At 73.1% G+C, this 26,574-nt stretch carries 20 protein-coding genes; 6 read left to right on the top strand and 14 right to left on the bottom strand.

The window, feature by feature from the left end; genetic code table 11:
• Nucleotides 1-94: 94 nt before the first annotated feature.
• The 5 genes from ACFWY5_RS22650 to ACFWY5_RS22630 are packed head-to-tail and all read right to left on the bottom strand — an operon-like array spanning nucleotide 95 to nucleotide 6,068.
• On the bottom strand, nucleotides 95-1,408 hold the full coding sequence (locus tag ACFWY5_RS22650) for a 2-oxo acid dehydrogenase subunit E2 (protein WP_379634076.1): 1,314 nt from the start codon (nucleotides 1,406-1,408) through the stop codon (nucleotides 95-97).
• The gene (locus tag ACFWY5_RS22645) at nucleotides 1,401-2,366 is read right to left on the bottom strand and encodes an alpha-ketoacid dehydrogenase subunit beta (RefSeq protein WP_379634074.1); all 966 of its coding nucleotides are present in this window, start codon (nucleotides 2,364-2,366) and stop codon (nucleotides 1,401-1,403) included. Before ACFWY5_RS22645 ends, ACFWY5_RS22650 begins: the two co-directional genes overlap by 8 nt.
• Nucleotides 2,363-3,274, bottom strand: coding sequence for a thiamine pyrophosphate-dependent dehydrogenase E1 component subunit alpha (locus ACFWY5_RS22640; RefSeq protein ID WP_379625466.1), 912 nt, complete (start codon nucleotides 3,272-3,274; stop codon nucleotides 2,363-2,365). Before ACFWY5_RS22640 ends, ACFWY5_RS22645 begins: the two co-directional genes overlap by 4 nt.
• Entirely contained in the window at nucleotides 3,271-4,674 is a 1,404-nt protein-coding gene (locus ACFWY5_RS22635) for a condensation domain-containing protein (RefSeq protein ID WP_379634072.1), read from the bottom strand. The genes ACFWY5_RS22640 and ACFWY5_RS22635 overlap by 4 nt, the downstream gene beginning before the upstream one ends.
• Nucleotides 4,671-6,068 (bottom strand): class I adenylate-forming enzyme family protein, encoded by a 1,398-nt coding sequence (locus ACFWY5_RS22630; protein WP_379634070.1) that lies wholly within the window; start codon nucleotides 6,066-6,068, stop codon nucleotides 4,671-4,673. The genes ACFWY5_RS22635 and ACFWY5_RS22630 overlap by 4 nt, the downstream gene beginning before the upstream one ends.
• Nucleotides 6,069-6,278: 210 nt before the next feature.
• Here ACFWY5_RS22630 and ACFWY5_RS22625 point away from each other — a divergent pair, with 210 nt between their 5' ends.
• From ACFWY5_RS22625 to ACFWY5_RS22615, 3 genes are read left to right on the top strand one after another with little or no spacing between them, the layout of a single operon-like run.
• Nucleotides 6,279-6,515, top strand: a complete 237-nt coding sequence (locus ACFWY5_RS22625) for an acyl carrier protein (protein WP_379625479.1) — start codon at nucleotides 6,279-6,281, stop codon at nucleotides 6,513-6,515.
• Entirely contained in the window at nucleotides 6,512-7,774 is a 1,263-nt protein-coding gene (locus tag ACFWY5_RS22620) for a condensation domain-containing protein (RefSeq protein ID WP_379634068.1), read from the top strand. Before ACFWY5_RS22625 ends, ACFWY5_RS22620 begins: the two co-directional genes overlap by 4 nt.
• On the top strand, nucleotides 7,771-9,612 hold the full coding sequence (locus ACFWY5_RS22615) for a N,N-dimethylformamidase beta subunit family domain-containing protein (RefSeq protein ID WP_379634066.1): 1,842 nt from the start codon (nucleotides 7,771-7,773) through the stop codon (nucleotides 9,610-9,612). The genes ACFWY5_RS22620 and ACFWY5_RS22615 overlap by 4 nt, the downstream gene beginning before the upstream one ends.
• Before the next feature lie 409 nt (nucleotides 9,613-10,021).
• Here the strand turns inward: ACFWY5_RS22615 and ACFWY5_RS22610 are convergent, their stop codons facing one another.
• From ACFWY5_RS22610 to ACFWY5_RS22580, 7 genes are read right to left on the bottom strand one after another with little or no spacing between them, the layout of a single operon-like run.
• Nucleotides 10,022-10,735 carry a PIG-L family deacetylase gene (locus ACFWY5_RS22610; protein WP_379625456.1) on the bottom strand — a complete coding sequence of 238 codons (714 nt, stop codon included), beginning with the start codon at nucleotides 10,733-10,735 and terminating at the stop codon, nucleotides 10,022-10,024.
• Complete coding sequence (locus ACFWY5_RS22605; RefSeq protein ID WP_379634064.1) at nucleotides 10,735-11,868, bottom strand: hypothetical protein; 1,134 nt, start codon at nucleotides 11,866-11,868, stop codon at nucleotides 10,735-10,737. Before ACFWY5_RS22605 ends, ACFWY5_RS22610 begins: the two co-directional genes overlap by 1 nt.
• 21 nt (nucleotides 11,869-11,889) lie before the next feature.
• Nucleotides 11,890-12,543, bottom strand: coding sequence for a DUF6875 domain-containing protein (locus tag ACFWY5_RS22600; RefSeq protein WP_379625452.1), 654 nt, complete (start codon nucleotides 12,541-12,543; stop codon nucleotides 11,890-11,892).
• Between the two features lie 3 nt (nucleotides 12,544-12,546).
• Nucleotides 12,547-13,776, bottom strand: coding sequence for an FAD-dependent oxidoreductase (locus ACFWY5_RS22595; RefSeq protein ID WP_379634062.1), 1,230 nt, complete (start codon nucleotides 13,774-13,776; stop codon nucleotides 12,547-12,549).
• A complete protein-coding gene (locus ACFWY5_RS22590) occupies nucleotides 13,773-14,822 on the bottom strand; it encodes a methyltransferase (protein ID WP_379634060.1) in 1,050 nt (349 codons plus the stop codon). The genes ACFWY5_RS22595 and ACFWY5_RS22590 overlap by 4 nt, the downstream gene beginning before the upstream one ends.
• Nucleotides 14,800-16,110, bottom strand: coding sequence for an MFS transporter (locus ACFWY5_RS22585; protein ID WP_379625446.1), 1,311 nt, complete (start codon nucleotides 16,108-16,110; stop codon nucleotides 14,800-14,802). Before ACFWY5_RS22585 ends, ACFWY5_RS22590 begins: the two co-directional genes overlap by 23 nt.
• Complete coding sequence (locus tag ACFWY5_RS22580) at nucleotides 16,103-20,200, bottom strand: thioester reductase domain-containing protein (RefSeq protein ID WP_379634058.1); 4,098 nt, start codon at nucleotides 20,198-20,200, stop codon at nucleotides 16,103-16,105. Before ACFWY5_RS22580 ends, ACFWY5_RS22585 begins: the two co-directional genes overlap by 8 nt.
• A 114-nt stretch (nucleotides 20,201-20,314) precedes the next feature.
• Between ACFWY5_RS22580 and ACFWY5_RS22575 the strand changes: the two genes are divergently transcribed.
• Nucleotides 20,315-21,823: a glycoside hydrolase family 3 protein gene (locus ACFWY5_RS22575; RefSeq protein ID WP_379634056.1), complete on the top strand. Its 1,509-nt coding sequence runs from the start codon at nucleotides 20,315-20,317 to the stop codon at nucleotides 21,821-21,823.
• Here the strand turns inward: ACFWY5_RS22575 and ACFWY5_RS22570 are convergent.
• Nucleotides 21,813-22,991, bottom strand: a complete 1,179-nt coding sequence (locus ACFWY5_RS22570) for an ROK family protein (protein WP_379625477.1) — start codon at nucleotides 22,989-22,991, stop codon at nucleotides 21,813-21,815. The two genes, ACFWY5_RS22575 and ACFWY5_RS22570, sit on opposite strands and share 11 nt — an antisense overlap.
• Before the next feature lie 89 nt (nucleotides 22,992-23,080).
• Between ACFWY5_RS22570 and ACFWY5_RS22565 the strand changes: the two genes are divergently transcribed.
• Nucleotides 23,081-24,856 carry an endonuclease/exonuclease/phosphatase family protein gene (locus ACFWY5_RS22565; RefSeq protein WP_379634055.1) on the top strand — a complete coding sequence of 592 codons (1,776 nt, stop codon included), beginning with the start codon at nucleotides 23,081-23,083 and terminating at the stop codon, nucleotides 24,854-24,856.
• A gap of 8 nt (nucleotides 24,857-24,864) precedes the next feature.
• Nucleotides 24,865-25,314 carry an Rrf2 family transcriptional regulator gene (locus ACFWY5_RS22560; RefSeq protein WP_184966799.1) on the top strand — a complete coding sequence of 150 codons (450 nt, stop codon included), beginning with the start codon at nucleotides 24,865-24,867 and terminating at the stop codon, nucleotides 25,312-25,314.
• On the opposite strand, the gene ACFWY5_RS22555 is transcribed toward ACFWY5_RS22560, so the two are convergent.
• On the bottom strand, nucleotides 25,285-26,535 hold the full coding sequence (locus ACFWY5_RS22555) for an MFS transporter (protein WP_379634053.1): 1,251 nt from the start codon (nucleotides 26,533-26,535) through the stop codon (nucleotides 25,285-25,287). The two genes, ACFWY5_RS22560 and ACFWY5_RS22555, sit on opposite strands and share 30 nt — an antisense overlap.
• Nucleotides 26,536-26,574 lie beyond the last annotated feature (39 nt).

The raw sequence follows: 26,574 nt of genomic DNA, 5'->3' as shown, positions 1-26,574 counted from the left end.
TGCTGAGGGTCGGCGTTCAGGCGGCGGTTTCATACGCACCGCCTGAACGCCTGCCCTCCGGGCCCGAACCCCTGGGCCCGGGGATCTTGGCCCGCTAAGCGAGCGTCCCGCCCGTCCAGCCGGTCACGGCCGTCCGTAACGCGGCGAGGAACAACGAGGCGTCCCGGCCGTTGATCAGCCGGTGGTCGTAGGCCAGCCCGATCAGCGTCGGAGACCCGTCGGCCGGTGAGGTCACGGCCAGCGCGCCGGCCGTGCCGGGGAAGACGAACGGGATCGCCATCTCGACCTCCCCCTCGGTGTGCAGGGTCACGACGAAGTTGGCGCCGGTGAGGTCGGACTCCTTGAAGTCGCCGGTCGTGGCGGCCAGCCGGTGCTTCATGAGCGTGCCCGCGATGTCCTTGAGGGTACGGCCGGCCGCGTCGTGCACCACCGGGACGTACAGGCCCTCCCCCAGGTCCACCGTCACCCCGATGTCCGGCGTGGCGGACAGAACCGCATGGTGGCCATCAAGCCTGGCGAAGAACAGCGGGAACTCCCCGTGCAGCCCCGCGACCGCCTGGACGAAGACCTCGGCCACGCCGACGGGCCGCCGGACCTCCTTGGTCAGAGCGCGGGCTCGCTCCAGCGCGGGCGTCAGGTTCATGCGCACCGCGACGTAGGCGGCCGGGATGGTCTGGTGGGACAGCTCCACGGCCCTGGCGACGGCACGCTGCACGCGGGGCAGTTCGCGCCGGTCGGCCTGGGTCAGCAGGCGTTCCACGTCGGCCCGCCGTACCAGATGCACGCCCAGGCTCGCGACCTGCTCGGGCGTGATGCCGTGCTGGTCGATGAGGGCCTGGGCGGGCGCGGTCACCAACGGCCCAGCGCCCGCGGAAGGCGCAGCGCCCGCGGAAGGCACGGCGGACGGGGAAAGCCCGGCGGCGGACGCGGAGGACCCGACGCCCGACGCGGAAGGCCCGACGTGCGACGCGGAAGGCCCGACGGCGGACGCGGAGGGGCCGCCGTCCGACGCGGAAGGCCCGGCGGCCGACGCCGCAGACCCGGAAACCACCGCGGCCGCCTCTGAGACCGACGCCGAGGGCCCGACGCCCGACGCGGTGGGGCCGGCGTCCGACGCCGCAGGCCCGGAAACCCATGCGGCAGCCGCAGGGGGCGTGGGGTGCGGGGTGTCGGACGGGTCGGGGCCGATGGTGGCTATTACCTCGTCGGGGTGGCACCAGGCGCCGGCCTTCATCGCGTGGCGCAGGACGCCGGTGGTGTCGGCCGGTAGTTCCTCGGCCGCCTTGGAGGTCTCCACCAGCACGACCGCGTCGTCCTCGTGCACCTCGGCCCCGTCGGGAACCAGCCACTCGACGATCATGTACTCGGTGTCGTTGTTGTTCAGCTTGGGCACGCGTAGCTCAGCCACGGATGACCTCTCTGATGACGCGGTGGATCACGGTCTCGTCCACGACCACTTCGCGCTCCAGGTGGGCGGCGGTGGGGATGACGGAGTCCGCGGAGTGGACGAGCGTCACCGGGCCGGCCAGCCGGTCCCAGTGCCGCCGGTGGACGGCGTGGGCGACCTCGGCCCCCCAGGTGCCGCCCGCGGTGCTCTCCTCGACGACGAAGATGTGCGGCGCGGCGGGCACGTCGACGTCGAACGGGTAGAGGCGCGAGGGGACCAGCAGGGTGCAGGAGATCTCCTCTTCCATCAGCAGCGTGTACATGGCGGCCAGCACCCGGTGGGCCATTCCGCCGGGTGCGACGATCACGCAGTCGGGCCGGGTGTCGAGGGAGACGCGGGCGACGCCACCGGTGTTCTCGACGGTGAAGGGGGGCCGCACGGTGTGCATGGGGCGGGTGTAGAGGACCTTGTCCTCGAACAGGACGCACGGCTCCTCGCGGGCCAGCATCTCTTCGAAGACGGCGAGGTTGTCGTGCAGATGTGACATCTCGTACAGGGCGAGGCCGGGGATGCCGACGAAGTGCTTCTGCAGGCTCTGGCTGTGGGTGGGGCCGTAGCCTCTGCCGCCGCCGACGGGGCAGCGCACGATCATGCGCATGGGTACGCGGGAGCCGTACATGGAGACGGATTTCGAGGCGAAGTTGAGCAGCTGGTCGAAGGCGAGTGCGGCGAAGTCGCCGAACATGACCTCCACGATGGCGCTGTCGCCGCACAGGGCCAGGCCGGCGGCGACGCCGGTGATCGCGCTCTCGCTGATCGGGGTGGTCAGCACGCGGCCGGGGTGGCGGGTGGACAGGCCGCGGGTGACCTTGAAGGCGCCGCCGTAGGGGTCGAGGACGTCCTCGCCGAGCAGGTACAGGTCCTGGCGGGTGTCCATGAGGGTGTGGAGGGCGGTGTTGAGGTTCTCTGCGACTCTCATGGGCGCGCCCATCGGGACGGCGGGCGGGCGACGACGTCGGCGGCGACGGCCTCGACGCGGGCGCGGGCGGCCTGGCCGAGGCGTTCTGCCTGTTCGGGGTGGGCGGCGGCGTAGAGGTCGCGCCAGTCGCGCAGTTCGCTCATGACCTCGGGCGGGCGGGTGTCGTCGCCCTTGCTGTGCGGGCCGATCCGGTGGGTGGCGAACTCGGCGATCAGCGGGGTGCCCTGCCGTACCCGCGCGATCAGCGGTTCGAGCGCGGTGCGGATGGCCGGCAGGTCGAAGCCCTCCACCAGGTGGTGGCCGATGCCGAAGGCGGCGGCCCGGCCGGCGATCGTGCCGGCCAGGTGCGTGGCGATCGGGGTGGACTGGGCGATGCCGTTGTTCTCGACCACGACGAGGACGGGCAGCCGCCAGAGCGCGATGATGTTGAGCGCCTCGTAGACGGCGCCCTCGCCGAAGGTGCCGTCGCCGATGTAGACGAGCGCGAGCGCGCCGGAGCCCGCCCGCGCGAGGTGCAGGGCGACGCCGGCGGCGACGGGCAGGCTCTCGCCCTGCACGCCCGTGGACAGGTAGCCGTCGCGGCGGATGTGCTGGCTGCCGCCGACGCCCGCGCAGACCGCGCCCTCGCGGCCCATGATCTCGGCCAGCAGCCCTTCGAGGTCGCCGAAGCGGGCGAGGTAGTGGCCGTGGCCGCGGTGGTTGCTGAAGACGTGGTCGCCGGGGGTGAGCAGCGGGCGCAGGGCCACGGGCACGTACTCCTGGCCGAGGCAGGTGTGCGTGGTGCCGTTGAGCAGGCCCTGGGAGAACAGGTCGAGCAGCTTCAGCTCGAACGCCCTGATCTCCAGCATGAGCGAGAGGTCCGCGTCGTCGAGCTTCGGCACCAGCGCCCGGTCGAGCGTGGTGGTCATCGGCGCATCACCTCGACGAGCCCGGCGATGGTCGGGTTGTCGAAGAAGTCGTCCAGCTCGATCTCGACGCCGAGGCGCTTGCGGACGCGGGCGATGATCTGGGTGATGGTCAGCGAGTGCCCGCCGAGGTCGAAGATGTCGTCGTGCGGCTCCACCGGCGAGAACTTGAGCACCTCCTCCCAGATCGCGGTGATCTCCGCGAGCAGCGGGTCGCCGGGCGTGGCCTCGGCGGCGGTCTGCCTGGACTCCTCGGGCGCGGCGGCGGCCAGGTCGTGGAAGGGGGTCAGTTCCTTCAGGGGGCGGCCGGGCTCGACGCGGGCCAGGAGCGCCTGGAGGTCGGCGGCGACGCGGCCGGGGTCGGGCAGTTCCTGCGGGTCGTGGCGCAGGCTGGCGGTCAGGCCCCCGGGGCCGTCGAGGAGCTGGAGTTGCAGGGCGCCGCGTACGGCCTGGTTGAAGGCCAGCCACTCGACCTGCCAGCCGGGGATCTCGGGTCCGGCCCTGCGGTAGCTGACGCTGACGGGGGCCAGCGCCGCGTGTGGCCTGATTCCCGGTACGGCACGCGCCACGGGCACCTCGCGGAAGCCGTACACGAGACGCAGCTCGGCCCGCAGCCCGGCGGCGAACTCCCCGAACGACACGTCGGGAGACGGTTCGCCGAAGACCGGCACCTCGTTGACGAACGCCCCGATCCGTCCGGTCTCGGAAGGTGTGCGGGTGGACAGGTCGACCGCGGTCACGACGTGCTCGTTGCCATAGGAGCGCAGCAGCGTGTGCAGGGCGGCCAGGACGACCTCGAACCTGGTCAGGCCGGGCAGCTCGGGCGGTTCCAGCGTGAACTCCAGCACGCCGCCCTCGCTCGCGCGGCGCGAGCGCAGCCGGCCGCCGGGCACCGCCACGTCGCCCGGCTCGCGCCAGCGCGCCGACCAGAACGCCTTGGCGTCCTCCAGTTGGGCCGCCACGCGCTCGCGCTGGGCGCCGGCGACGTCGAGAGCCTGCAAGGGGCCGGGCTCGCGGCCCTCGTAGAACGCGGCGAGGTCGGCGACCAGCACGTCCTTGGACTGGCCGTCGAAGACCAGGTGGTGGGCGAGGACCAGGAGGCGGTCACCGGCCAGCGTGAAGCGGATCAGCGGCCCCTTCTCCAGGTCGAAGGGCCCGTCGGCGGGCTGCGCGTCGAGCGCGGGCCGCAGGGCCGCGGGGATCAGGTGGGGCACGCCGGAGCGCTCCTCGACGGCGCAGGCCAGCAGCGGGTGCCGTTCCACGAGCCTGGTCACGGCGGCGGCCAGGCGCTCGCGGTCGGGTGGTGTGGCGAAGCGGACGGTCAATGGCATGTGGTAAGCCGACCCGGCGCCCATGGTTTCCATGATCCACATGCCGTGCTGGGTGAAGGTCGCTTCGGTCATCTAACAACCTCTCGAAGTGCGTGTTTGTCCACTTTGCCGTTGTGGTTGCGCGGCAGAGCGTCGAGGGAGATGAGGCGGACGGGCAGTTCGTGGGGAGCCAGGCGCTCCTTGAGGAAGATCCGCAGCTCCTCGTGGGTGACCGGGCCGACGACGGCGACCGCGACGGCCTTGCCGAGCGTCGGGTGCGCCACGTCGAAGGCGGCGGCCTCGGTGACGTCGGGGTGCTGGTAGACGGCGTCCTCGACGTGGATGGTGGAGACCTTGTAGGCGCCGGACTTGATGACGTCGCTCTCGCGGTCGACCAGGTAGAGGTAGCCGTCGTCGTCGAGGTAGCCGAGGTCGCCCATGCGGACCCAGCCGGCGCGGAAGACCTCGCCGGTGGCCGCGGCGTCGCCGTAGTAGGCGCGGACCGCGGCGGGCGAGCGCATCCAGACCTCGCCCGTGGTGCCGGTCGTCAGGGGTTCGCCCTGCGCGGTGGCGATCTTCACGGAGCCGCCCGAGGCCGGTCGGCCCACGCTGGACGGCCGGTCGGGGTCGAAGATCATGACGGTCTGGGCGGGGGCGGCCTCGGTCGAGGTGTAGTAGTTGGTGATCGTGGCGTTGGGGAAGGCGTCGCCGAGCCCCACGGCGATCTTGGCGGGCAGCGGGGCGGCGGCCGAGCCGAGCAGCAGCACGCTCGACAGGTCGTGGCGCTCGTGCACGCGGGCGGCGAGCATCTCGATGGCCATGGCGGGGACCAGGAAGACCGTGCCGGCCTCGTAGTGCTGGATGAGCTGGGCGAAGCGGCCGGGTGTGAAGCGGGGCAGCGTCACCGTCTGGGGGTGCGCGTCCACCGCGTTGACCAGCATCCACTGACCGGCGTTGGTACCGATCGGGAAGGCGTGGGCCAGGTGCTTGCTGTGGGCGAAGGGGCGGCGCCGGCCGCCGCAGCCGTGGGCGAGGTTGGCGTGGGTGGCGGAGACGCCCTTGGGGCGTCCCGTGGTTCCGGAGGTGTAGAGGATCTGGGCGAGGGACCCGGGCGCGGGCAGCGCCGGCGCGGCCGCGGCGGCCAGGACGTGCGGGACCTCACCCGGGCGTAAGACCGCGCTCGCGCCGCAGTGGGCGAGCATCGCGTCGATGTCGGCCCGCGCGAGCCGGTCGGACAGCGGTACGGCCACGCCGCCCGCCTTCACCGCCCCGAAGAAGGCGACGGCATAGTCGAGCCAGTCGCCATTTCCATAGACCAGCCCCACCCGGTCACCCTCGCGGACTCCCCGTTCGACCAGCGCGGCGGCCAGGTCGGTCGACCTGGTCTCCCACTCACCGAAGGTCAGCGAGCCCGTGCCGTGGACGGTCATCGCCACGCGACCGGGGTCCGCGGCGGCTCGCGCGCGGAGAAGGGATGGAAGCGTCACGCTCACGATCGCCCCCAGGCTCGGACGTCTTTCTATTAGGAAACTTTCCTTTTATTTCAACGAGCGCAAGTCTCGCACGCTGCCGCGACGGAGACAAGCCCCGAACCCTTGCGCTGCTGGCCTTGCGGTCTTCGGAAGATCCATGGAACACTCAACAGTAAAGAATCTTTCCAGTAAGGTGCTCTCTCCATCCGGGAGGCCGGGCAAGTGATGATCAAGGAAAGGCTCGCCGAACTCGTCGCGGAGTCATCAGACGGCGAGATCAGCGCCCGGGAGGCGCTGACGGCGGGAGTACCGCTCAGCGCGCTCGGACTCACCTCCATCGCGCAGTTACGCCTGATCGACGCGATCGAGTCGGAGTTCGGCGTCGAGATTGACCTCACCGACGAGGGCGTCGCGTTACTCGACGACCTCGACGCGCTGGCCGGGCGGCTGGCCGCGCGATGAGCGCCGACTTCGCCGCGCGCGACTCGGGCACGGCGCCGCTGACCTGGGGGCAGCGTGCGATCTGGGAGGCGATCCAGCGCACCGCCCCCGACGACCACTACTTCAACTTCGGCCGGGTGCTCAAGGTGCCGGGCCGGCGCTCGGCCGCCGAGGTCACGCGCGCGCTGGGCGCTCTGGTGGAACGGCACGGCGCCCTGCGTACCCGCCTCGGCGACCGGGCCGAGCAACGGCTCTTCGCCAAGGGCGGCCTGCCCGTCGAGATCGCCGAGGGCGACCCCGGCAAAGTGCTGGACGAACTGGCCGCGACCCGGTTCGACTACTCCGCCGAGTGGCCGCTGCGCGTCGCGCTCGTGGCCGACGGCGACGCCGTCACCCACGCGGTGCTGGTCTTCTGTCACCTCGCCGCCGACGGGCTCGGCGCCGAGATCGCCGTGCGCGACCTGCGCGCGCTGATCCTGCGCGGCCGCGTGGCCGGTCCCCGCGCCCCGCAGCCGCTCGAACTGGCCCGCTGGCAGGGCGGCGCGGAGGGCCGCCGGGTCGCCGGGGCGGCCGCCGCGCACTGGGCGGAGGAACACCACCGCGCGCCCGCCACGATGTTCGCCGAACCGGGCGGCGGCGGGAGCACGCCGCCCATCTGGCGGGCGATGCTCCACTCCCCCGCGCTGGGCCTGGCCGTCCGCGCGATCGCGTACGCCCGGCACACCTCCACCTCGACCGTCCTGCTGGCCGCCACCGCCCAGCTCGCCGGCCGGCACTCCGGCCACGACACCTGCGCGATGCTGCCCATCGTGGCCAACCGCTTCCGCCGCGACAGCCTCGGCATCGTCAGCACGCTCTCCCAGGAGGGCCTGTTCACCCTGGACGTGAGCGGCGACTTCACCGACGTGCTGCGCGCCGCGGGACCCGCCGCGATGCGCGCCTACCGCTCCGCCTACCACGACCCAGCCGACCGGGCGCGCGTGGTCGCCACCGAGAGCGAGCGCAGGGGCGAGCCCGTCCACCCCAACTGCTGCTTCAACGACATGCGCCTGGCCGACCCGGGCCCCGCGCCCTGCTCGGCCGCCGAACTCGACAAGGCGCTGGAGCACAGCGCGCTGGAGTGGCCGATGAGCCAGGACATGCTCAACTGCAGGTTCTGCGTGCACGTGACCGGCGAGGGCGTCTCGCTAACCGCCGACACCCGCTACCTGCCGCGCCCCGCCATGGAGCGCTACCTGCTGGACCTGGAGTCTCTCCTCGTCGAGACGGCCCGCCGATGACCGTCAGCGCCTACGCCGCCGCCACCTCCTGCGAGCAGGGGTCCTCGCTGCGGTTCACACTCTCCGCGCCCGCCGCCGTCGAGGTCGCCGACGCCGCCGACGAGCGCGTCGTCTTCTCCGGTACGGCCACGCGCGACTGGAAGCTGGAGATCGGCGCGGACTGGCCCAGCTCCCTCTACCGGGCCCGGTTCGGCCCTGAGATCCCCTGGCCGCAGAGCCTGCCGGGCGGGCGTCCCTGCCCCGACAACGAGGTCTACTTCGTCGTACGGCAAGCGGTGCCCACCTCCCCGATCCTGGTCAGCCTGCCGTTCACCACCTGGCAGGCGTACAACAGGGCCGGCGTGCCCGGCGAGGGCGTCTACTGGACCGAGTCCCCGCAGCGGGCCGCCAGGGTCAGCTTCGACCGTCCCGGCGTCGGCCCCTCCCCCGAGCGCTGGGAGCACGGCATGCTGCGCTGGCTGCGCCCGGCCGGCTACGACGTGGCGTTCTGCTCCAACCTGGACCTGCACGACGGGCTCGACCTGCTGACCCGCCACCGCGTGCTCGTGGTGAACGGCCACGACGAGTACTGGAGCGCGGGCATGCGCGACGCCGTCGAGGAGTTCGTCCGCCTGGGCGGCAACGTCGCCTTCTTCGCCGGCAACACCGCGTGGTGGCAGATCCGGCTGGAGGACGGCGGGCGGACCATGGTCTGTCACCGCGACGCCATCGCCGACCCGGTCGCCGATCCGCGCCTGGCCACGGTGGAGTGGTCGGCCGCGGGCCGTCCGGAGAACTCCCTGACCGGCGTCAGCTTCCGCGCCGGGGCGGGGACGTGGGGACCGTACATGCCGCGCATGCTGGAGGAGTCCTACACGGCGCGCTTCGCCGCGCACTGGGTCTTCGAGGGGACCGGGCTGACCGACGGGGACGAGTTCGGGCAGGGCTGCCTGGGCTACGAGACCGACGCGGCCGAGTTCGAGGAGGTGGGCGGGGTGCCGCGGGCGACCTCCCGGGACGGCACGCCGGCCTCGTTCGTCGTGCTGGCCACCGCCGACCTGCGCCACTGGGCCTCCTACGGGCAGGGCGGCATGGCCACCATGGGCGTCTTCTCCAGCGGCCTCGGCCAGGTCTTCACCGCGGCCACCGTCAACTGGGGCAACACGCTGCACGACCCGGTCGTGGAGCGCATCACCAGAAACGTCATCGACCGCTTCTCCGCCGAGGAGAGCGAGCGGTGGGAGGTCATCGGCCCGAGCGCCGACCTGCGGGCGATGGCCGTGCTCGGCCGCACCCTGTACGCGGCGGGACCCGGCGGCACGCTCATGAGACGCGAGCTGTGCGGCCAGAACCTGCCCTGGGCCGGCACCGCGGCCACCGCCGACCTCCGCGGCCTGGCGGTGCCCAGGGAGGCCGCCGGCGGCCGCGGCGTCGCCCTCTACGGCGTCTCCGCCGAGGGCCGCCTCCTCCAGTTCGACGGCACCGGTACGGCCTGGCACGACCTGGCCCCGGCCCCGGAGAACCCCGTGGGCCTGGCCATAGCCGACTGCACCTTCTACGTGGCCACCGCCGCCGGCGAGCTGTGGCGCCAGCCGTTCGGATCCTCCGGATGGGAGCCGGCCGGGTCCTCGGGCGGCGCCGTCAGCCTCGGCGGGATGAACGGGCGCCTGTTCGCGGTGGACGAGCGCGGCCTGCTGCTGACCATGCTGCCCGGCGGCGCGTGGGAGGAGCACGGGCTGGAGGTTCCGGGCACCGTCCTGACGGCCCATGCGGGGCTGCTCGTCGCGGGCGGCCCCGGCCTGCCGCTGCGCTGGCGCCCCCTCAGAAGCATCGGGACACAGCGAGGCCCGGCGACGTGAACCGCCGGGCATAGCCGGGGGCCGGCGGTATGAACCGCCGGCTCCCGGGTTTTCAGGCGGGGTGTATTACCACCACCACCCTCCTCCCCACCAGCGCCTGCGGCAGCCGCAGCCGCCACCCCAGCGGCGCCATCTACGGTTACGCCTCCGCCTGTGGCGACGGCGGTGGCCATGGCCCCAGCCATCCCAGTCTGTCGAGAAGCCGACATTCGCCATGATTCCCCTCCTCATGAACAAGCTCCCTCTGACGGGAGCCCCTATATGCCGACAAATCGACGCTAACACCGCATAAGGCACATATAAGGAGATAAAGGGAGTGTTGGCGCGTTCTTGGCGTGCAGCCCCTCAAGCCCAAATCCGCATGGGAACGATCGGTGGAAAGTATCTTGTGGCCTTGGCATTACCGAGGTCAGAAGCGAGCCGCCCATACCAGTTCGTGCATGAGCGGCCCCGGCATCGCCAGCACCTCCCCGAAATCGGTGGCCAGCGGCGCCAGCTGCGAGGCATAGGCCAGAACCGCCCTGCGCTTGGCCACCCACGCCTCGCCCTTCAGCGACGGCGCGCGGCACGGCGCGATGGCGCAGGACAGCGCCCTGATCGGCGCGCCCGCCCGGGGATGTTCGGCCAGCGCGCCCGCCGCCGCCTCGGTGCCCCACTCGGGCACGACCGAGGCGTACGGCAGGTCGGCGTAGATCCACGGCGCGGGCAGCCCGGCCCCGGCCAGGGCGTCGAGCGCCTGGTCCCGCACCTGGGTGTGGTCGGCGTTGCCGATGCCCATCGGGACCAGGATCCGGGTGGCCGCGCCCGCGTGGGCGCGCAGAAACTCGGCCAGGCCGGCCAGCCGTACGCCGTTGGTCGGCAGATCGGGGTTGTCCAGGACGAGCTGCTCGACGCCGAGCAGGTCACACGCCCTGGCGTCCTCGGCCCGGCGCTCGCGGGCGGCCTCCGCGGCCGAGGTGAACCCGCACAACCGCTCCCACGCCGACGGCGCGCGGCCGGTCGGCGGCGCGCCGCCGAACACGGTCACGAACACCGCCGGGCGGGGCAGCGCGCTGAGCAGCCCCGACACCGACAGCGCGGCGTCGTCGAAGTGTGGCGAGAGCACAATCGTGCGAAAGCTCACTACCTGGCTCCGTTTCGGGTCAGTGCCAATCCCCGGCTGCCGCGTTTGCGGACGTAGGCCAGGCCGTCGCAGACCTGTTCGAGGGTTGGCGGGGCCAGTTCGCGGCGTTCGGCCACCCGCCAGACGTCCTGCTCACGCACCCATGGCCAGATCGTGTCGGCCATGCGCTCCTCGGCCAGGGAGATCAGCAGGACCTCCGCGGGCAGGTCGTGCAGCACGTCGAGGTCCTGCCCGTAGTACAGCATCTCGCCGAGCAGGTAGACCTTGGCCGGCCAGCGACGGTGCGCGGCCAGGTCCTCCAGGCTGTCGGGCAGCGCCGCCAGCCCGTGCTCGCGTTCCAGGCGGTCGCGGAAGAGCGGGTTGGGCTCGGCCGCGCGCACCGCGTACCCCTTGGCCAGCAGCCGCGCGGTCAGCGCCCCCTGGCAGGCGCCGACCTCGACCACCGGCCCGTCCTCCGGCACGCACCAGCGCGCCACCCACGCCGCCGTGGCGTCCAGACGGGCCATCTCGTACGGCGAGCCGCGAAACTCCCACGGGTCGTCGGCCAGCGCGGCGTCCTCCCCGAGGCTGGCCGTGAGCGCGTAGAGCCGGTCGGCCTGCCCGGCGTCCACCCGGAAGAACCGCTCCACCGAGGGCACCCGCTCGGTGGTGACCAGCCGCTCGGCCACACGGCTGGCCAGCAGCGCGGCACCGTGCCGTACCACGAACTCGATCTTCGCGGCCGCCTCGGCCGGGGTGAGCGCGGCGGCCTGGTCGGCGAGGATCTGCAGGTGCGCGCTGTCACCCGCCGAGCAGAGCGCCGCGCCCGCGCTCCGCGCCACGGTCCATCCGTGGCGGGCCCGCCGCATGCGGTGGTCGGCGGGCGAGTGGGTCCACACCACCGGGGCGCGCAGGGTGGCCAGGACGCCGGCCACCTGCTCGGGTGTGGGCGGGGCGGCGGTGTTGCGGCCGGGCTCGACGTACGGCACGAGCAGGGCGAGCCGCTCGCGCAAGGGCAGTCCGCCGGGCAGGACGAGCGCCGCGGAAGGCACCCCGACCAGCACGTGGACGTCGTCGTCCGGATGCCGGGTCAGGACGGAGACGAACTCCAGGGCGACGTCCTCGGCATGCAGGACGGCTAAGACAGGCAGCATGGTTTCCCCCGTGATGTGGTGTCAGCCGGGCCGGATCGCGGCGATGGCCTCGCGCAGCGCCGCCGGCGGGCGGTCGCCGAAGCGCTCCAGGTAGGCGGCCGTCTGCTTGGGATCATCCTTGAGGAACGGGAAGTCGCTGGCGACCATGTGCCGGATCGCCAGCAGCGGCACCGGGCTGCCGAGCGGCCTGAAGTCGGGGTTCCAGAGTCCCGCCTTGGGCGGCGGCCCAGGGTAGAACTCGCCGATCATCAGCCCGGCCTCCACGTACTCCTGCTTGAGCTGGAGCTGCGCGGCGTCGATCAGGTCGGCCGCGCGGGCGTGGGGCAGATCGGGCACCAGCACCAGGATCGTACGGAACTGCGGCGAGACGCCGGCGGGCGCCACCAGCCGCTGGAACCAGGAGCGGTATCCGGCCAGCAGGCCCGACAGCTCCTCCACGGTCGGCTCGCCGGGGCAGACGGCCAGGTAGAAGGTGCCCCGGTCGAGGGAGGTCTGGGCGTAGGGGCAGACGGGGCCTTTCCTGCCGAGGGACGGATGGGGCCGGGTCAGGTACGCGCGCGCCCAGTCGACGATGGCGCGCAGCGGCTTGCCGTACAACTTGACCAGGTCGGAGTCCCCGTCGAGGTCGGCCACTTCGATGAGCACGCGAGTGGGGTCGGTGGGATCCGTGAGCATGGTTTAGCGGACCTTCCTGGCGAGCATGGCGACGGCGGCGAGCCCCGCGGCGCCCACCGCGGCCCAGCGCAGGACGGCGTCCTGCCGCTTGGCCTTGGCGAGCGCGTCCGCGTAGGGCGTGGTGGTGTGGGAGACCATGGTGTAGAGGGGAACCCAGCGGCCGGGGAAGATCCTCGCCAACGTCAGATCGGCGCGCTTGCGCGCGTGGTGGAGCGGCGAGCGGACCCGCTCGCGCAGCTCGACGAAGTTCTGCCTGGACAGCTCGTCCAGGACGTCGGTGTGCGGCCGGCGCCGGTGCTCGAACTCGGCGAAGGCGGCGGCCAGGTCGTCGGGATGCTCGTCCAGACAGGCGTCGAGCACGGTGCAGTCTTCGAGCGCGGAGTTCATGCCCTGGCCGTAGAAGGGGTAGACGGCGTGGGCGGCGTCGCCGATCAGCACGACCTGGCCCTCGTGGTGCCACGGCGCGGTGCGGATCGAGACGAGATGGCCGACGGGACGCTCGGCGAACTCCTTGGCCAGGTCGGGGATGAGCGCGAGCGCGTCGGGGAAGCGGTCGGCGAAGAACGCCTCCGGGTCGGTGATGGCGGCGAGCTTGTCGTAGGGCAGGAAGAGGGTGGCGGTGGCGGAGCCGTCCAGGTTCGGGTGGGTGACGATGAGCCCGTCGTCGCCGCCCGGCCACACGTGCAGCGCCTCGTGGTGGCTGGGCATCCTGGGGATGGTCAGCTCCTTGTACCCCCAGGGCAGGTACTCCTGACGGAAGTCGGCGCGGGCGCCGCGGTGCATGAGCGTCCTGACCGTGGAGAACGCGCCGTCGGCGCCCACGACCGCGTCCGCCTCCGGCAGGGCGCTCAGGGTGGTGTCGAAGTGGAAGGCCGCGCCGGCCGAGTCGGCCTGGTTGACCAGGCTGATGACCAGGTCGCGGCGGCGGATCGAGTGCAGGATCTCCGTCTGGCGGTTGCCGTACGGGTGGAAGGCGACCTTGCCGTCGGGCGCGTGTACGGCCCGGCCGCGCATGGGCACGGTCAGCGGCTGGATCTCGGCCATGAGCCCGACGTCGGTCAGCGCCCGCATGCCGCGGGCCGACAGGCCGAGGTTGATCGAGCGGCCCTCTTCGTCGTCGTAGCGGCGCGGGTCCGGCCGCCGTTCGTAGACCTCGACCTGGTGGCCGCGCCTGACCAGGTAGCAGGCGAGCAGGCTGCCCGCGGGCCCCGCCCCCACGATCGCGATCTTCACTGGGCCTCCCGCCGCGCCACGAGCAGTTCGTCGGTGCCCGGCGCCGACAGCGGCAGGCGCTCGATGCCGCTCAGCCCGGCCGCCGACGCCCAGCCGGCGACCTCGTCGAAGGTGTACAGGCGGCCGCCCTGGGTGGCGGCGAGGTTGAGGCTGAAGCCGCCCAGGAGGGCGGTGTCGTGCGCCCTCGCGCCCTCCGGCGGGTCGGCGAAGGGTTCCAGGACGAGCAGGACGCCGCCTGGCCGCAGCGCGCGGGCCGTACGGGCGACCAGGTCGGCGCCGGCCTCGGGGTCGAGGCCGTGCACGACGTTGAACAGCAGCACGGCGTCGTGGCTGCCGTCGATGTGGTCGGCCAGGTCGCCGGGGACGAGCTGGATGCGCTCGGCCAGCCCGGCCTCCTCGACGTTGGCGCGGCCCTGCGTGAGCGCGCCGGGCAGGTCGACGACGGTCGCGGTCAGCTCGGGCGCGGCTTGGCAGAAGGCGATGCTGTAGATCGCGTGCCCGCCGCCGATGTCGAGGAGGCTGCCGCCGATCTCCGGGGCCGCCTCCACCACCGCCGGGGCCAGCATCCCGGCCAGCCCCGCCAGCATCGTCTGGAAGTCGCGCACCCGGTCGGGGCTGCGCTCCAGCCAGGGGTAGAACGGCTCGGGCGGGCGCCCGGTGCGTACCGCGTCCTCCAGCCCTTGCCACAGCTCGCCGAGCAGGTCGTGCCAGACAGCCAGGCTGGGCGCGAACCCGCCGCTGGCGTTGCGGTCGAGCCACGGGCTGGCGGGCGGGCCCGCCGTATAGAGGTCACCCGACTTGCGCAGGTAGCCGAAGCCCACGAGCGCGTCGAGCAGAACGGTCAGAGGCTCACCGGGCAGGCCGAGCTTCGCCGCCACGCCCGCGGCGGACTGCGGGCCGGCGCCCAGAACCTCGAAGAGGCCGAGCCGCTGGGCGGTCCCCGCCGTGCGGAAGGCCATGGCGCCGATCAGGTCGAGCAGGGCGCCAGGGCCTTGGTTCAGATCACGAAAGGAATGAAGGACGTCAGGATCTAGATAGAGCGGCATCCGAGGGCTCCTCGATGTCGGGCAGTTCCGTCTCCACCCGGCGCAGGCGCGGCTGGAGGTAGGCCAGAGGCGCGAGCACGAGCAGCCCGGCCCCGGCGAGCAAGAAGATGAAGGCGATCCCGCGGCCGGGACCGGTGCCGATCAGCGCCCCCACGCTGTCGGCCAGCGCCCCGCCGGGCGCGAGCATCGGCTCGAAGACCCGGTCGGCCAGCGGCCCCGCGGCCAGGTAGGTGAGGACGGTGGCGGCCTGGGTGACCATGCGGACCGCGCTGAGCACGCGGCCCAGCTCGTTCGGCGCGGTCTTGAGCTGGATGACGGTGATCCCGGTCCCCTGCACGAACGGCAGCGTGAACAGGAACGCGGGGGCGACCACGGCGATCAGCCAGGGCGAGGGGCTCAGGCTGTGGGCGGCCAGCAGCACGGCGCCCGCGACCATGAAGACGAGCATGCCGCGCACCCGCCGTTTCGGGCCGCCCCAGGCGCTCATCACCAGCCCGCCGGCGAAGATCCCCCCGCCGCCCGCGGCCATGAGCACACCGAGCACGGCGGCCGAGCCGAAGGACAGGATGAGCGGCTGGACGAGCACGCCGGCGATGCCGAAGAACAGGTTGTAGGCGGCGAGCAGGACGACCAGCCAGAACAGTCCTCGCCTGGTTCGCAGGTAGGACAGGCCGAAGGCCAGGTCGCGCAGCCACGGCTCGGCCGGTCTGCCCTCGCCGGGCCGGGTCACGGCCCGCGACAGGGGCACCAGGTGGAGCACCACCCGGGAGATCAGGAAGGCCGCCAGGTCGATGACGACCACCCCGGTGAGCCCGACGGCGACCAGCAGCGTGCCGGCCAGCAGCGGCGAGGCGATGCGGACGGCGTCGGCCACCTGCATCATGCCGTTGGCCCTGCCGAGCTGCTCCTTCGGCACCAGCAGGGGCATCATCGAGTGGTAGGCGGCCATCTGCGCGGTGCCGAAGACGGCGCCGACGGCGGTGACGACGTAGATGTGCCAGACCTGCAGCCCGCCGGTCGCCAGCAGCACCGCCAGGGCGCCGGTGGTCAGCGCGGCGCCCAGGTCGGCGCCCATCATGAGCTTGCGCCGGTCCCAGCGGTCGGCCAGCGAGCCGACCAGTGGCGCGAAGACCACCTCCGGGAGGATCGCGCAGAGCGTGATCGTGACGAACTGGGTGGCGGAGCCGGTCTGCTGGAAGACCCAGACGCCCAGCACGAAGCCGGTGATGCTGGAGGTGATGATCGACAGCAGCTGGGAGGACCAGATGATGACGAAGGGCCTAGGCACGACATCCTCCCGGGAGGGTTCCGGAGTCGATCAGGTCGTCGAGGTAGGCGTCGAGCAGGGCCGGCGCGGGCGGGCACACCAGCCCCGCCTGGGCGAGCCTGGCCTCGGTGGCCGAGCAGTCGAAGCGCGGGCCGCGCTCGTCGCCGTACTCGGCGAAGTAGGCGGGGAAGGCGGCGACCGGCAGCTCCTCGCCCTTCTCAAGCCGCTCGCGCACCTCCGCCCGCCACTCCGACGCGGGTGACAGGGCCACGGCGACGCCGTGCGCGACCATGCCGTCCGCGAGCTGGGCCGAGCTGAGCGTGCCCGGATTGTGGTAATGGAAGTCGCCTTCGGCGCCGTTCCTGGCCAGGTGGCCGATGGCCGCGGCGACATGGTCCACGGGGGCCATGTCGAGCTGTTCGCCGTCGGGAACCGTGCCGAGCAGCGCGCACGTGGCCAGGAACCTGGCCAGGAAGTCGTTCTTGGGCACCTTCCCGGTACGGCTGTCGCCCGAGATCCGCGCCGGCCGGTGGATCGCCACCGGCAGCCCCGCCTCCCTCGCCGCGGCGGCCAGCCGGTCGGCCACCCACTTGCTCTGGTCGTAGCCGAGGTGCAGGTGTTCGGGGTCGGGAAGCAGATCGCCCTCGCGCACCACCCGCTCCCCCGGCGCCAGGTAGACGCCGAGCGTGGAGACCAGGTGCACGGGCGTGGCCGAGCGGGCGGCCAGGCGCAGGATCGCCAGCGTGCCGTCCACGTTGGCGGCCTTGAGCCGGGCGTAGGGACGGGTGAAGTCGACGGCGCCGCCGTTGTGCAGGATCAGGTCCATCTCGCGGGCGGGCATGATCGGCCCGGTGGCCAGATCACCTGGTTCGGGGACGATCCGGTCGGTGAACTCCTCCTGCCACAGGCCGTGCGCTTCGAGGTTGCGGCGCAGGCGGTCGGCGGGGGCGGCGCCCCTGACCAGGCAGTGGACGGTCGCCGTCGAGCGGGTCAGCAGATCGGCGAGGAGGTGGGCGCCGAGGAAGCCGGTGGCGCCGGTGAGCAGGACCCGGCCGGGTTCGCGGCGGGGGCGGGCGGGGACCACGGCGTAGTCGGCCGGCAGGACGGCGTCGCCGTACAGGCCGGGCGGGGCGGTGGCGGGGGCGTGGCCGTCGAGGGCGGCGGCGAGTTCGGCCAGGTCGGCGCAGGCGAAGAAGACGGGCAGTTCGACGCGGACGCCGGTGGCGTCGGCGAGGCGGGTGACGGTGCGCGGGGTGAGCAGGGAGTGGCCGCCGAGGTCGAAGAAGTTGTCGCGGCGGCCGGCGCGCACGCCGAGCACCTCCTCCCAGACGGCGGCGACGGTCTCCTCGGTCGGGGTGCGCGGGCTCTCGTAGGCGACGGCGGCGATCTCGGGCTGGGGCAGCGCGCGGAAGTCGATCTTGCCGTGCGCGGTGAGCGGCAGGGTGTCCAGGGCGACGGCGGCGGCGGGCACCATGGCGGGCGGCAGCCGGTCGGCGAGGAAGGCGCGTAAGTCGGCGGTGGCCGGCGGGTTGCCGGTCAGGTAGGCGACCAGCCGGCCGCCCGCGGCGGTCACCACCGCCTCGCGGACGCCGGGGTGGGCGAGGCAGGCGCTCTCGACCTCGCCGGGCTCGATCCGGACGCCGTTGATCTTGAGCTGGCGGTCGGTGCGGCCGAGGAAGTCGAGCGTGCCGTCGGCGTGGCGGCGGACGAGGTCGCCGGTGGCGTACATGGTGGCGCCGGGCAGGAACGGGTCGGGCTGGAAGCGGGCGGCGGTCTGCTCGGGGCGGCCGAGGTAGCCGCGGGCCACGCACTCGCCGCCCAGGTGGAGCTCGCCGGGCACGCCGACCGGCGTGGGACGGCCGTGCCGATCCAGCACGTACGCGCGCACGTGCGGCAGAGCCGTGCCGATAGGCAGGTGGGTGCGGCCGGTGAGCTCGCCCCCGTCGACGGTCCGGTAGACGGTCGCGCAGACCGTGGCCTCGGTGGGTCCGTAATGGTTGTAGAAGGCGACCCGGCCGCCGGTGAGCGTGGCCCACGCGCGCAGCCGGTCCAGCGGGACGCTCTCGCCGCCGACCATCATGGTGGTGAGCGGGCCGGTGTCCACGGGGCCGTGGCCGGTCAGATCCTCCACCCACTGCTGCCACAGGGCGCTGGCGGTGTCGACCATGGTGATGCCGAGCCGTTCGCACAGCGCGAGCAGCGCGGGGCCGCCGAGCGCGGCGGGGTCGGGGTGCAGGACGAGCGCGGCGCCGCTGACCAGCGCGGGGAAGATGTCGCCGACCGAGGCGTCGAAGCTCAGTGGCGGCACCATGAGCACGCGCTGGCCGGGGCCGAAGCCGTGCGCGTCGCGGAAGGACATGGCCAGGCGCGCGGCGGTGCGGTGCTCGACGACGACGCCCTTGGGCGTGCCGGTCGAGCCGGAGGTGTAGATCACGTAGGCGGCGCCGGGTTCGCTCGCGCCGCCGGGCAGCCGTTCCACGCCCGCCTCGGAGATCACCGCGGCGCAGCCGTCCAGCATGAGCCGGGTCCTGGCCTCCGGCTGGGCCGGATCGACCGGCACGTACGCCGCGCCCGCCTTGAGCACGGCCAGCAGCGCCACGATCGCCTCGGGCCCGGCGCGCATCCTGATCCCGACCAGCGCGCCCGGCTCGACGGCGAGCTCCTCCGCCAGCAGGCCGGCCCGCCGGTCGAGCTCGGCGTAGGACAGCAGGCTCTCCTCGGTCACCACCGCCGGCGCGTCGGGGGTGCGGGCGACCTGCTGGGCGACGAGCCCGTCGAGCCGGTCGGGCAGCACCAGCGCCAGCTCGGCGGCGGTGAGCATCCGCAGCTCGCTCAGCCGCTCGCCCGGCCGCTCCACCATCTCCTCCAGCAGCCGCCGCAGGTGCGCGGCCATCCGCTCGACGGTGGCGGGTTCGAACAGCTCGCTGCTGTAGGTGAGCATGAACTGCAGGTGACTCTCGTAGACGACCACGTCCACGGCCAGGTCGAACTTGGCGGGCGCCAGCCCTGAGATGACCGGGGTGCGCTCCAGCCCGGTGAGCGTGAGGCCGCCGGTGCCGTCCGCCAGTCCCTCGTCCGGGTTGTCGAGGTTGAGCATGGCCTGGATGAGGGTGCCGTCCTCGCCGTGCCGGCGTAACGCGGCGACCACCTCGTCGAAGGGCACCTCCCGGTGCGCGAACGACTTCAGCACCCTGCGGCGCACCCGCTTGACCAGGTCGCGCACGGTCGGGTCCCCTGCCAGGTCGGCGCGGAGCGCGAGCGTGTTCACGAACGGGCCGAATACCTGCTCGAAGTCGACGTCCTCGCGCCCGGCGACGGGGATGCCGACGCAGAAGTCCTCCTGGCCCGAGTACCGGGCCAGCAAGGTCTGGAAGGCCGCGAGCAGCACCATGAACGGCGTGCACCGCTCGGCCCTGGCCAGCGCCGTCACCCGCGTCCAGAGCTCGGCGGGCATGCGGTGGATGACGAGGTCGCCGGCGCCGGTGGGCGCGGCCGGGCGCTGGTGGTCGGCGGGCAGGTCCAGCGCGGGCACGCCGCCCAGGTCGGCGGTCCAGAAGTCGAGGTGCGCGCCGTGGTCCTGCTCGCGCTGGCGCCGGGCGTACTCCGAGTACGGCGGCGCCGCCGGCAGCTCCGGCGCCGGTCCGCCGGAGGCGTGGGCCGCGTACAGCGCCGACAGCTCGGGGAACAGGATCCGCTCCAGCGACCAGGCGTCGCCGATGATGTGGTGCAGGACGAACACCAGCACGTGCTCCCGCTCGCCGACGCGCAGCAGGCTCACCCTGACCAGCGGGCCCGTGGCCAAGTCAAAGGGGCGGTTGGAGCGTTCGGACAGCAGCGCGGGCAGGTCGGCCTCGGTGGTGTCGAGGAGTTCGACGGGGACGGGGGCGGCTGGGCGTACCACGGCGGAGGGGACTCCGTCGGCCTCGGGAAAGGCCGTACGCAGCGCTTCGTGGCGGCTGGCCAGGTCGGTGAAGGCACGCTCCAGGGCGGCGACGTTCAGGGGGCCGGTCAGCCGCTCGGCGACGGCGATGTTGTAGGACGAACCTCCGCTGGAGAGGCGGTCGAGGAACCACAGGCGCTCCTGCGCCCTCGACATGACCGCACTGTGCATGAAGACCTCTCCTTGAGCACCATTTGGGAGGTTCAAAAACTCTTAGGAAACTTTCCTATTTATTAGCCGAGTTTGATGCTATACACAGGTGATGACCACAGACAAGGACTTGGCATGACGTCATGGGTGACCTCGCGGAACGCCGAGAGTTCCGAGCTGGCCGGGCTTGCCGACGCCGTGCTGCAACCCGGATTCAAGGGCACGACCCTGCCCGATTGGGTCCGCAAACGCCTTGCGACCGGCTTAGGCGGCATCGCCCTCTATTCGCGAAATTTGGTCGAAAAAGGACAGATAGAGGCACTTACGGCCGCAATCCGGGCAGAGAACCCGGACGTGATCCTCGCGCTCGACGAGGAAGGCGGCGACGTCACCCGCCTGGAGGCCTTCACCGGCAGCTCGCGGCCCGGCAACCTCGCGCTCGGCGCGGCCGACGACCTCGTGCTGACCCGGGGAGTCGCCCAGGGCATCGGGCGTGACCTCGCGCGCGCGGGCGTGAACCTCAACTACGCGCCGGTCGTGGACATCGACGCGGGCCTGGACAACCCCGTGGTCGGCACCCGCGCCTTCGGCGCCGACCCCGAACTCGTCGCCCGCCACGCCGCGGCCTGGGTCACCGGCCTGCAGGCGGCGGGCGTGGCCGGATGCGCCAAGCACTTCCCCGGCCACGGCGCCACCGCCGTGGACTCCCACGACGCGCTGCCCACCGTCGAGCTGCCCGCCGAGGAACTCGCCGTCACCGCCCTGGTCCCCTACCGCGCCGTCATCGCCGCGGGCGTCAAGGCGATCATGACGGGCCACCTGCTGGTGCCCGCGTACGACGCCGGCGCCCCCGCCACGGTCAGCGCGCCCATCATGATGCGGCTGCTCCGCGAGGAACTGGGCTTCGAGGGGCTGATCGTCACCGACGGGATCGAGATGCCCGCCGTCTCGGCGGCGTACGGGCTCGGGGGCACCGCCGTACGGGCGCTGGCCGCCGGGGCCGACGCGCTCTGCGTGGGCGGGGAGAACGCCACGCCCGGCGTGGTCGGGCTGCTGCGCAACAGCATCATGGCCGCCGTCAACGACGGCACCCTGCCGGAGGAGCGCCTAGCCGAGGCCGCCGCCCGCGTCCGGTCCGTCGCCGCGTGGGCCGCCCGCCACCGCGACCCGTTCCCCCGGCTGCCCGGCGACGACGGCGCGGAGGCCGCCGCGCGGCGCGCGCTGCGCGTGAACGTCCGGCGTCCGCCCGCCGGATCGGGCCCGCCGCACGTGATCGAGCTGGACGCCCCCACCAACCTCGCCATCGACCCGGTCACCCCCTGGGGCCTGGGCATCCCTCTGGCCCGCCTGCTCCCCGGCACCACCGTCGTACGGCTGAGCGCCCCGGGCCCCGCCGAGCTGGACGAGGCGGTACACGCGGGCGCCGGGCGTCCCCTGGTGATCGTCCTCAGGACCGCCTACCGGCACGCCCACCTGACCGGCGCGGCCGACCGCGTCCTGGCCCGCGTCCCCGACGCCGTCGTGGCCGAGCTCGGCGTGCCGGGCGAGCGGGTGCCCGGCGCCGTGCACGTGGCGACGTCCGGCGGCACCACGCTGTGCTGCGAGATCGCCGCCGAGGCCCTGGCAGGCCTGCTCAGGAGCTGAGCAGTTCCTCCCTGGCCTGGTCGAGCGCGGCCAGCACCGCGCCACGCAGCACCGGGTTCTGCTCCATCGTGCTGGTGACCACCTGCGGCCGGACGGGGCAGATCCGCGCCACCGCCTCCTCCACCCGCGAGGTCAGGGCCGCGCCGCCCGCGTGGCCCACCTCGCCGGCCAGCACCACCAGCCCGGGGTCGAGGATCACGCACACGGCCGCCACGCCGAGGGCCAGGCGGTGGGCCAGCTCGTCGAGCAGCGCGTCGCCCCGCTCCCCCGCCGCCACGGCCACCCGGACCGCCTCGCCTGCCGAGGCCGCGGCGAAGCCGTACCCCTTGGCGAGTTCGGCGACCACTTCGGCGCTGACGAGCGACTGCAGGCCGCCCGCCAGCGTGGGCAGGCGGCCGGGCACGGCGTGGATGTCCTGGGGCAGCGGCACGCCGGGCACGGCGAGGTAGCCGATCTCGCCCGCGCTGCCCGAGCGGCCGCGGTGGAGCTTGCCGCCGAGCATGACCGCGAGGCCCAGGCCGCGGCTGGCCCACAGCAGCACGAAGTCGTCGATGCCCTGCGCGGCGCCGTCGGAACGCTCGGCGATGGCGGCGAGGTTGACGTCGTTCTCGATCGTGACCTCGCGCTTGAGGTCGCCGGCCAGCGCCTCGTGGATGCCTTCGTGCCAGCCGGGCAGGTCGAAGGAGAAGCGCACGTCGCCGCTGCGCGGGTCGACCACGCCGGGCGTGCCGATCACGACGCCGCGCAGCTTGGCCAGGCTGACCTTCGCGCTGCGGCAGGCCTTGACGATCGCGCCGTGCACGACCGGCACGGGGTCGTCGTGGCCGTTGGGGTCGACGCTGACCTCCGCGATCGTGCGGCCGTGGATGTCGGCGATCACGGTGGAGATGAGCTCAGGACCGACCTCCAGCCCCGCCACGAACGCGCTTGAGGAAACCACCGAGTAAAGGGCGGCGTTGGGCCCGCGCCCGCCGCCCTGCGTGCCGACGACCTCGACCAGCCCCCGCTCCTCCAGTCTGGAGAGCGTCTGCGAGGCCGTCACCTTGGACAACCCCGTCAGATCGCCGATCTGGCCCCGCGTCATGGGGCCGGTGGCCAGCAACAGGTCGAGCGCGGCCCGGTCGTTGATCTCTCTCAGCAACCTGGGCACACCAGGACGTCGCTCCACGCTGTATCCCACCGTCATTCAGTCAAGGTTGTTGGAAGTTTAGCGCTCCAGCTCTTGCGAATCATCGCAGGCGAACACGAGGATGACTCATGACCATCCCCCGCGGCCCGCTCCTGCTCGGGCTGGGCGTCACTTTGCTCTTCGATGTGCTGCGTGTCTTTCTGCCCTCGTTGATCACGCTGTTCGGCCGCGCGGGCGAGACGCCACCCGAGCTGATGGGACTCTACGCCGCCGTATGGTTCATTCTGCCCTTCCTCGCCGCTCTGGTCAGGCCGAGGTGGGCTCTCGCGGGTGGCGCGGTCGCGCTCGTGCTGGCCCGGCTGCTGCTCCAGGCCGAGATCTCGCAGCTCTACGTCGCCTCGGCGGGCGTCAGCGCCGGTCTCGTCTTCCTGTACGGCAGCGCCCGCGCCATGCCCAGATCCTGGGCCGCCCCCGGCATCATGGGCGGCCTGGCCCTGTCGTTCACCGTCCACTTCCTGCTGGACGGCGTGGACCTGGTCTGGCGCGACGGCCCGGTGGCCTGGCTGGCGACCGCCACGCTGTGCGCCTCGTTCCTCGCCCTGGCCTGGAGCTTCCGCCCGTCGGACGCCGATCCGGCCCCGTGGTCGGTGTGGTTCCTGGCGGGCCCGGTGATGCTGGTGGCCGGCATGTCGGCCACCGCGCAACGCACCGGCTCGGGTCCGGGCGGCGGCTGGCTGTGGGTGATGCCCGTGGTGCTGGCGCTGGTCTTCTCCCCTTACCTGGCCACCCGGCCGCCGCGCTCGACCTGGAGCGCGATCGGCTTCGGCGTGTTGTGCGTGGCGGGCACGGTGTTCCTGCAGCCTTGGGCCGTCGTGGTAGGCGCCGCCGTGCTGATGGCGGTGCCCGGCGGCCCGGTCCGGCGGCCCGGCGCCGCCGTCCTGAGCGGCGGGCTGGTGTTCTTCCTGGGGCTGTTCGCCTACTACGCCGCCTATGACATGAACCTGGGCTTCCCCAACCGGGTCGTGCCCGTCGTGGCGGGCCTGCTGATCGTCGGCGTGGCGCTGTCAGCATATTTCCGGCATCGGCCACCGTCCTACGCTCTCGGCCGCATCTGGCCGCTGAGCGCCGCCGCGGTCGTGGTGGCGCTGCTGGCGGGCGCGACGGCCTACCAGCCGGAGCCGGCCGTACAGCCGAAGCAGGGTGACACGCTCAAGCTCATCGCCTACAACATCCGCATGGGCTTCGGCCTCGACGGCCGCCTCTCGCTCGACCGGATCGCCGCCTGGGCCGCCGCGCAGAAGCCCGACCTCGTCCTGCTCAGCGAGGTGGATCGCGGCTGGCTGCTCAACGGCGGCCACGACGACCTGGCCCGCATCGCCCGCGGCCTCGGCATGAGCTACTACTTCGCCCCGGCGGCCGACGAGCTGTGGGGCGACGCCCTCCTGACCAACCTGCCCGTAAACGCGCTGACCTCGCACAGGCTGGGCGCGCACGACTACCCCACCGGCGCCCAGGCCCAGACGTTCACGGTCGAGGTGGGCGGCAAGGAGATAGGCGTCGTCAACACCCACCTGCAGGCCCCGGAGGGCCAGGCGCCCGAGGTGGCGGCCATCGTCCGCGGCCTGCGCGCGGGCGGGCGGCCCGTGGTGCTGGCCGGAGACCTCAACCTGCGGCGCGGCGACCCGGGCATGCGCGTGCTGGAGTCGGCGGGCCTGACGGACCCGCTGGTCGCCCTCGGCGACCCGCCCACCTCACCGGCCGACGTGCCCAAGGAACGCATCGACCACGTGCTCGTCAGCGAGGGTCTGACGGTCGCGTCGGCGGAGGTGCCGCCCCTGCGGCACTCCGACCACCTGCCCGTTTTGGTGGTCCTGCGCATAACCAGTGTTGACCACCAGGGATAATCGACAACATGCGCCTTTCCGCTCGTGTCGACTACGCCCTCCGTGCCGCCGCCGAACTCGCCGCGGCCGGTGCCGGCCCCACCACCGTGGGCGAGCTCGCCAAGGAGCAGGACATGCCGCCCAAGTACCTGGAGAACATCCTGCTCCAGATGCGCCGCGCCGGGCTGGTGCGCGGCCAGCGTGGCCCGGAGGGCGGCTACGTCCTGGCCCGTCCGGCCGGCGAGATCAGCCTCGCCGACGTCATCAGGGCCGTCGACGGCCCCCTCGCCAACGTGCGGGGCGAGCGCCCCGAGCACGTCGGCTACCGGGGGCCCGCCGAATCGCTGCAGGCCGTCTGGATCGCGCTGCGGGCCACCGAACGCGCCATCCTCGAAGAGGTGACGCTCGACCAGGTGGCCACCGGCGCCCTGCCCGAGCGGGTCCGCCAGCTAGCCGCCGACCCCGCCGCCTGGGACTGACCCCGGGACCTGCGCCTGGCCCGGACCTGGGTCTCGATCTGAGCCTGGGCCTGGATCGGGGTCGGGCCCCCGGCTCGCGCCGCGGGCCGCCGCCCAGAGCAGCAGCAGCGCGGCCAGCTCGACGATCGCCGCGGCGGCCGGGAGCACGGCGCTGCCCCACGCCTCCAGCAGCAGGCCGCCGAGCGCGCCGCCGCCGGACACGCCCACGTAGACCGCACTGCTGTTGAGCGCGAGCGCCTGCGGGCCGGCCGTACCCGCGAGAGCCAGCAGCCGCGTCTGGGCGGGCGGCGGGATCCACCACGAGACGCCCGCCCACACCGCCAGCAGCGGCAGCAGCGCGAGCAGCGGCACCGGCCGGACGAACCAGCACGCGGTGAAGGCCGCCATCACGGCGGTGAAGCCGCCGACACCCACCAGCAGCGCCCGGTCGGCGCCCCAGGCGTCCGCGGCACGCCCGCCGAGCTGCCCGCCGGCGAGCCCGGCGACTCCGGCCAGTACGAAGATCCAGCCCAGCTCCGCCGCCGACACCCCGGCGAGGTCGCGCAGGTAGGGGGCCAGGTAGGTGAGCACCATCATGCTGCCCATCACGATCGCGACGATGCCGAGGAGCCCGAGTAGCACGGGCCGCCTGGCCAGCGGGCGCAGCCGCTCGGCGATCGGCATCGCCGGCACCGGCGGCAGCTCGGGCAGCGTCCAGCGCACGGCCACCAGCGCGACGACGCCCAGCGCGCCCCCGAGCCCGAACGTGGCCTGCCAGCCGAAGGCGCCGCCGACCCAGGTCCCGATCGGCACGCCCAGCGCGAGCGAGCCGGTCAGCCCGCCCATCACCAGGGCCAGGTATTGCCCCCGGCGTCCCTCGGGCGCGAGCGCGGTGGCGATGGCGTAGGCGGCGGGCACCACCGCGGCGGCGGCCAGCGCGGCCAGCACCCGCAGGCCCATGAGCAGCGCGTACGACTCGGTGAAGGCGGCGGCCCAGTTGGCGGCCACGAACACCAGCAGCGCCCAGGTGACCAGCCCTCTGCGCGACCAGCGCGCGGTCACCACCGAGGCCACGGGCGCCCCGAGCGCGAAGGCCAGCGAGAACACGGTCACCAGCTGCCCGGCCGCCGCTTCGCTGACCCCGAGGTCGGCGGCGATGGCGGGCAGGACACCGGCGATGACGTAATCGTCGGTGGCGAAGGCGAACGTGGTGAACATCAGCGCGAACAACCACGCGGGCATGACTCTCCCCTCGATAAAGGTAACACTCGTTACCCATAT

This window comes from Nonomuraea sp. NPDC059007, from assembly GCF_042740555.1.
Classification (GTDB): Bacteria; Actinomycetota; Actinomycetes; order Streptosporangiales; family Streptosporangiaceae; genus Nonomuraea.
Note: the sequence above shows the minus strand (reverse complement) of the source record. Positions and strands in the feature narration are given on the sequence as shown.